The sequence below is a fragment of the Luteitalea sp. genome, assembly GCF_022842525.1.
Taxonomy (GTDB): Bacteria; Acidobacteriota; Vicinamibacteria; order Vicinamibacterales; family Vicinamibacteraceae; genus Luteitalea.
Genome location: NZ_JALHPM010000263.1, coordinates 1 through 6492, shown reverse-complemented (window position 1 = coordinate 6492; position 6492 = coordinate 1). Strand labels below are relative to the sequence as shown.

Here is a 6492-nt window from a genome sequence, read left to right as displayed (position 1 = left end):
TCAGGGCTCATGCCCGGCATACGGCATTCCGGCATTCCGGCATTGATAGCGAAGCCGCTACAGTCGGCGCTGGAACAGCCAGTACACCGGGATGCCTGCCGCGAGAATGGCGAGTCCGCCAAGCGACGGCAGGGGTTCGCGCCAGATCGCGTTGACGACCATGGCGGCGCTCGCGAGCACGAACAGGCCCGGGGCAATCGGATAGCCGAGGGCCCGGAACGGACGCGGGGCGTCGGGCTCGCGACGACGCAGCACGAACAGGGCGAGCACGGCGATGCCCGCGAACAGGACGACGGCGAACCCGGTGTAGGTGACGAGCCGTTCGAAGGTCCCCGTGAGCACCAGCACGGCGCTCCACACCGCCTGGGCGCCGATGGCGAAGGCCGGGGTGTGCGTGCGCGGGCTGACGCGCGCGGCCGCCGCCAGGAACAGCCCGTCGCGCGCCATGGCGTAGTACACGCGCGGCCCCGCGAAGATGTTGGCGCTGATGCTGCCGAGCACGATGAAGATGCTCACCACGGTGAGCACGTCGGCCACACGCGGCCCGAAGAGCACCTCGGCCGCCGCATCCACGATGCGGACCTGCACCGAGGCCATGGCCTCGATGTCGAGGGCATACAGGTACACCACGTTCATCGCGACGTACACGAGCACGACGGCGATGGTGCCCATGGCGAGCGCCCGCGGCACGTTGCGGGTCGGGTCCTTGACCTCCTCGGCCAGGTACGCCGCGGCATTCCAGCCCGAGTAACTGAACATGACCGGAATCAGCGCCAGCAGCATCCCGGAGGGGACCCACGGCGCGTCGCCGGAGAAGTGCGTCGTGGACCCGTTGCCGATCGACAGGCCGGCCGCGACGAAGATGAGCAGGGCGCACACCTTCACCAGCGCGAGGGCGTTCTGCACGAGGCGCCCGGGACCGATGCCGAGGATGTGCACCAGCGACAGCCCGAAGATGGCCGTGAGGGCGACCAGACTCTGCGGCGACAGGCTCAGCGTGACCAGGCCGAGCGGCAGCGTCACCCACGGCGTCGCGTCCCCGGCGGCCGGAAAGAACCGGCCCAGGAATCCGGCGAGCCCGACCGACGTCGCCGCAATGGCGCCGGAGAAGCCCGCGACGAACGACGTCCACCCCGTGAGGAACGCCGCAAGGGGGCCGAAGGCCTCCCGCAAGTAGACGTACTCCCCGCCCGACTTGGGGCGCAACGCCGCCAGCTCGGCATAGGCCATGGCGCCGGCAAAGGCGAGGATGCCGCCGCCGAACCACACGGCCAGCATGGCACCGGGATTGCCGACCATGCCGGCGACGATGGCCGGCATGAAGAGGATGCCGCTGCCGATGACGTTGGAGACGACGACGGCCGCCGCGTCGTAGGCCGAGAGGCGCCGCTCGAGCTGGAGCGGCGGACCGGCGGAGGCACCGCCGGACGTCGTGTGCGGTGGGGTCACGGCTGGGCCGCCGGCGCGGGCGCAATCGCCAGCAACTGGCGGTCGACCACCAGGTCGGTGAGCTTCACCCACTGGTCGCCACCCTGCTTGGCGAAGACCTGCACCTGCACGTCCTGAAAACTCTGGTGCTGGAACATCTCGACGCGCGCCTGCTCGCCGGAATAGCCGAACATCGAGCGCAGGGTGAAGGGCCCGAGGCTCTGCCCTGGCGGAAGGCCGTCGTAGTCGATGCCCTGAATCAATTGCGCCCCGAGTTCCTCGGGATCGCCGATGACCCGGAAGACGGCGTTGAACTGCACGCTGTGGATGGTGCGGCCAGCCTTGTTGCGAACCTTGAAGGCGATGGTCGGCAGCAGCCGGTTCTGTCCCGACGCGCTCCCGCCATCGTCGTAGCCGGTCTTGACGTCGTAGACCTCGATGGCTTCGGGCACGCTGGCGGAGCGACCGCATCCGGCGGCGAACAGGAGCATCGCAGCGAGCACGACGTGGCGTCGATCGAGGCGGAACATGCGGCGGATTCTAGCGCAGAACCTCAGAACTCCTTCACCACGACGCGCGTCCGGGCCTGATCACGCGTGAGCCGTTGCGCACGGAACTCCATCAGATCGGCGACGCGCACGCTGAGGGTGACGGTGACCATGTCGGACACGCTGTCGGGGAAGGCCACGTAGCCGGCGTCCCGCGCCGCGATCGTCACCCATTCCGAGGACGGGAGTTCGATCGAGCCGGCGTAGTCGAGCATCGCGTCGACGAGGGCGTGCTTGACCTCGTCCTCGTAGGCAGAGCTGGGGTCGGTCATCGCCTCGACCGGAACTTCCGGTCGCGGAGCAGCGGCGGCCGCCGTGGAGAGCTGGACGCCGCCGCTCGGGGTGACAGCCGGCGGCGTGGCCTCGCCCTCCACCCGGTTGGCTGCGGCCGGGCCGGCAGACTCGACGAAGATGCGTGGCTGGGGCGCGGCGGCTGCGCGCGCGTCCACCGAGCTTGCCGCGGGCGGGCGCGGCACCATGGCCAGCTGCAGCTGCATGGTGCGAATCGCGCGCTCGAGATCGGCGCGCACCAGGGGGTCCTGCTCGGCCGAGAAGACCTTCTGCAGTGACGCCAGGACACGCTGGTCCCGATCCTGACTGAGCACGCGCAGGGCCCAGTTGACACTCTCGCTGAGGCGCGGGATCTCGACCGAGAAGAACAGTCCGTAGCCGTCGATGCGGAACCCCTGGGCGCGCGGCGAGCCGGCGATGGCGAGCACGTCGGGCGTCAGGGACTGGAGGCGCCGCCGCATCATGTCGGCGGCGTGCTGGACGGCACGCTCCAGCACGTTCTCCAACTGGCGGACGTGATAGCGGGCCGTGAGCGTGGCCCCGCGCCCGATCTCGGGCGTCGACCCGGGTGGTGCGGATGGAGGCTCCGCCTGCGCCGCCAGCGGGCCGGGCACGAGCGCCACCAGGAGCGCCGTCAGGCCCACGGCCGCGAGGGCCCGGGGGACACGGGGACGAGAAGCGGCTGACACGGGAGTAAAGACGCCCGGATCAGGGCCGTGGCTGGGTCGAGGCCACACGGCGCAGCAGATCGCTGCGCTGCTGCTCGATGCGCTGGAGCGTCTGTTCCATCTGCACGATGTCGCTCTGGCGTACGAGTTCGAACTGGCGACCGAGCTCCGTCACGCGGAGGGCGAGGTTGGACTGCTGCCGGATCTCGCTCTGATCCAGCAGGTCCTGGACGCGCTTGAGGAGTTCGGCGTCGGTCATGGTCCGCACCGGGCCGGCGGCGGCCACGGGGGCGGACGCCTTCAGGGCCATCGGGGCAGCGGCCCGCGATTCCTCGACCAGTCGGCTGACGTCGGCGCGAATCTGCGTGGCCAGCAGGTCGAAGTCGGCGCGCCACGGCGGTTCCCCCGATGATGCCGTGCCCACCCACCCGGCCTGCGCCGAAGGGGACGGGGGGGCCTGGACGGAGGCGGCAGGACGTGGGACGGCGGCGGCCGCGTCCAGGGCCGGGCGCTCGGGAGCAGACTCGGCGGTGACGCCGGTCCGCACGGAGAACCCCTGCGCGTCGTAGCGGATGTCGATTCGTGCGAGGGAGGCGGCGGCCGCGAGGACGAGCACCGCCGCGGCGGCGAGCCCGCCGCGCCACAGCGTGGTGCGGACGGGAGACCGGTCGGGTCGTACGAACGCGAAGCCCAGGGGCAGGCGTGGAGCGTGCCAGGCACCCAGCACCCCCCGGGCCGCGTCGAGCGACGTCAGGACGTCAGCGCACTGTGGACACCGATCGACGTGGTCCTGCAGGATCGCGCGCTCATCGGGCGTTCCTTCATCGTCGTAGAGCAGGACGAGCAGGGCATCGGGGTCGGGACAGGGCGTTACGTCGGTCATCTACGTTGCCGTCAGCGTCGACGCGCCTCCGCGCCAGACGCCGGTCGTGCATGCGGCAGCAACACGTCAGCCGTGATGCCCTGCCGCTCCAGCTCGCGCCGGAGCACGACCAGCCCCTGATACAGGCGGGTCTTCACCGTGCTCAAGGGGCAATCCAGCAGATCGGCGATCTCCTGGAAGGTCAGCCCCTGATATTCCTTGAGGACAATGGCCTTGCGCTGATCGTCGCTCAGCACCGCCATCGCCCGGTTCACTGCGGCGCCGAGATCGCGCCGCGCCACCAGATCCTCGACCGACTCGACCGGTCCATGCTCGCCGGCCAGTTCGATCACATCCACGCCATCGGGCGCGTCCACGAACGGCGCCCGCTTCTGCCGCCGAATCCAGTCGCGGCAGAGGTTCAGCGTAATCCGATACAGCCAGGACGAGAACTTGGCATCGCCACGGAAGCCCCCGAGCGACCGATAGGCCCGGAGAAACGCCTCCTGGACCAGGTCGCGCGCTTCTTCCTCGCGCCCGATCACCCTGTAGGCCAGGGCATAGATCGGCCGCTCCCAGCGAACCACCAGCTGGTTGAAGCTGTCGATGTCGCCACCCGCCGAACGGGCAACGAGTTCTTCGTCGCTGGACGTCATCTGCGCTGCAGCACTCGGGGCATCGCCTCCCCGTGTCCTGTTCTTCTGACGCACGGGGGCTGAAATGGTCGGCTCGGACACCTCGAGGTGTCGGAGCTGGTCTCCGGTGAGGACAGAAACGGACATTGGCACGCTCCTGCGCCAGTCCAGTGCAAGGCGCCGGCCAAAGTGGTCGGTCCGACGTCACCCCGCGACATTTTCTCGGAACTGCCACACCTGCAGGGCGAAGGGCCCGTGTCGTTCACCCGCCAGCGTGTGCATCCGGGACGTCGCTTACGTCGATCGAAAATCCCGACGGCGATCGTCAGCGCCGGTTCCCCGCCGAGTCGCGCCCCTGCTACGATCCCCGGCGTGTTGCAGTTGGTGGGTGTTCGGAAGGCGTTTGCCGATCGCGTGTTGCTCGACGATGTGACGTGGCAGCTGAATGCGCGTGATCGCGTCGGGCTGTGCGGGCCCAACGGCGCGGGCAAGACGACGCTGCTCAAGATCCTGGCCCGTCTCGACGAGCCGGACGCCGGACAGGTGGTGACGCCGTCCGACATGACCATCGGCTACCTGCCCCAGGACGGCCTCGAGTACGGCGGCCGCACCCTGGTGGACGAGGCCCGCCAGGCCTTCGGCCCGCTGCTGGCCCTCAAGGACGAGCTGCACCGGCTCGAGGACCAGCTCGCCGACACGACGCTGGACGAGGCCACGCACGAGGCGGCGCTGGTGCGGTACAGCGAGGGGCAGGAGGATTTCCGGCGCCTGGATGGCTACACCATGGATCTCCGGGTCGCCACGGTGCTGCGCGGCCTCGGCTTCGAGGAGGACGACCTCGACAAGCCGACCGAGACCTTCTCCGGCGGCTGGCAGATGCGCATCGCGCTCGCCAAGCTGCTGCTGCAGCGCCCGTCGCTGCTCCTGCTCGACGAACCGACCAACCACCTCGACCTCGACGCCCGCAACTGGCTCGAGGAGTACCTGAACGAGTACCCGGGCGCGGTCATGCTGGTCTCGCACGACCGGTACTTCCTCGATGCCGTGGTGACGCGGATCGCCGACCTGAGCCTGCGGACGATCACCGACTATCACGGCAACTACTCGTACTACCTGCGCGAACACGAGGCGCGCATGGACCGGCTGCGGACGATGAAGCGCGAGCAGGACGAGGAGGTGGCGCGCATCAAGATGTTCGTCGACCGCTTCCGGTACCAGGCCACGAAGGCCGCGCAGGTGCAGAGCCGGATCAAGGCGCTCGAGAAGGTCGTCCCGATCGACGTGCCGCCCGAGCGCAAGAAGGTCCACTTCACGTTCCCCGAGTGCAGCAAGAGCGGACGGACGGTGCTGGAACTGGCACATGTCGGGAAGCGCTACGGCCAGAAGGTCATCTTCGGAGACCTCTCGCTGCAGATCGAGCGCGGCGACCGGGTGGCCCTGGTCGGCCCCAACGGCGCCGGCAAGTCCACCCTGATGCGGATGCTGTCGGGCGCCGAGGCTCCGGATTCGGGCACGCGGACCGAAGGGCACCAGGTGGTGATGCAGTACTTCGCCCAGGACGAAGCGAACCGCCTGGAGCCGTCGCGCACGGTCTACGAGACGCTGGCCGACGGGTCGCCCGTGCACATGGTGCCCACCATCCGGAACATCCTCGGCGGGTTCCTGTTCGCGGGCGACGACGTCTACAAGAAGGCGGGGGTCCTGTCGGGAGGCGAGCGCACGCGCCTCGCGGTCGCGCGCATGCTGCTGCGGCCCGCCAACCTCCTGCTCCTCGACGAGCCCACCAACCACCTCGACCTCGATTCGAAGGACGTCCTGCTGGAGGCGCTGGAAGGGTTCACGGGGACCCTGATCCTGGTGTCGCACGACCGGTACTTCGTGGACCGGTTGGCCACCAAGATCATTGCGGTCGGCCATGGCGGGGCCCTGATCTACCCGGGGACCTACGAAGAGTTCCGCTGGAGCCAGGCCCAGCGCGACGCCGCCGCCACGGCCCCCGTCGTCAGCCCGCCGGCAGCCAGGGTGGCAGTGGCCGTGGCCGCGCCCGCCCCCTCGGCCGC

General features: G+C 69.6%; 6 protein-coding genes. 1 reads left to right on the top strand and 5 read right to left on the bottom strand.

Translation table 11 applies throughout. The features are described 5' to 3' along the window. Nucleotides 1-57 precede the first annotated feature (57 nt). The 5 genes from Q0C41_RS28725 to Q0C41_RS28705 form a co-directional block, all read right to left on the bottom strand. Nucleotides 58-1449 (bottom strand): APC family permease, encoded by a 1392-nt coding sequence (locus Q0C41_RS28725; protein WP_291989987.1) that lies wholly within the window; start codon nucleotides 1447-1449, stop codon nucleotides 58-60. Continuing rightward, the gene (locus Q0C41_RS28720) at nucleotides 1446-1958 is read right to left on the bottom strand and encodes a hypothetical protein (protein ID WP_291989985.1); all 513 of its coding nucleotides are present in this window, start codon (nucleotides 1956-1958) and stop codon (nucleotides 1446-1448) included. Before Q0C41_RS28720 ends, Q0C41_RS28725 begins: the two co-directional genes overlap by 4 nt. A 23-nt stretch (nucleotides 1959-1981) precedes the next feature. Then, nucleotides 1982-2911, bottom strand: coding sequence for a hypothetical protein (locus tag Q0C41_RS28715; protein ID WP_291989984.1), 930 nt, complete (start codon nucleotides 2909-2911; stop codon nucleotides 1982-1984). Nucleotides 2912-2975: 64 nt separating this feature from the next. Then, nucleotides 2976-3818 (bottom strand): hypothetical protein, encoded by an 843-nt coding sequence (locus Q0C41_RS28710; RefSeq protein ID WP_291989982.1) that lies wholly within the window; start codon nucleotides 3816-3818, stop codon nucleotides 2976-2978. An 11-nt stretch (nucleotides 3819-3829) separates the two neighbouring features. Continuing rightward, on the bottom strand, nucleotides 3830-4579 hold the full coding sequence (locus Q0C41_RS28705; protein WP_291989980.1) for a sigma-70 family RNA polymerase sigma factor: 750 nt from the start codon (nucleotides 4577-4579) through the stop codon (nucleotides 3830-3832). A gap of 225 nt (nucleotides 4580-4804) precedes the next feature. Here Q0C41_RS28705 and Q0C41_RS28700 point away from each other — a divergent pair. Continuing rightward, nucleotides 4805-6492: ABC-F family ATP-binding cassette domain-containing protein (locus Q0C41_RS28700; protein WP_291989978.1), on the top strand; the 1688-nt coding region annotated here is incomplete at its 3' end.

Coding starts and splice junctions, on each gene's coding strand:
- Q0C41_RS28720 (WP_291989985.1), bottom strand. CDS start 1,958: ATGTTCCGCCTCGATCGACGCCACGTCGTGCTCGCTGCGATGCTCCTG.
- Q0C41_RS28710 (WP_291989982.1), bottom strand. CDS start 3,818: ATGACCGACGTAACGCCCTGTCCCGACCCCGATGCCCTGCTCGTCCTG.
- Q0C41_RS28705 (WP_291989980.1), bottom strand. CDS start 4,579: ATGTCCGTTTCTGTCCTCACCGGAGACCAGCTCCGACACCTCGAGGTG.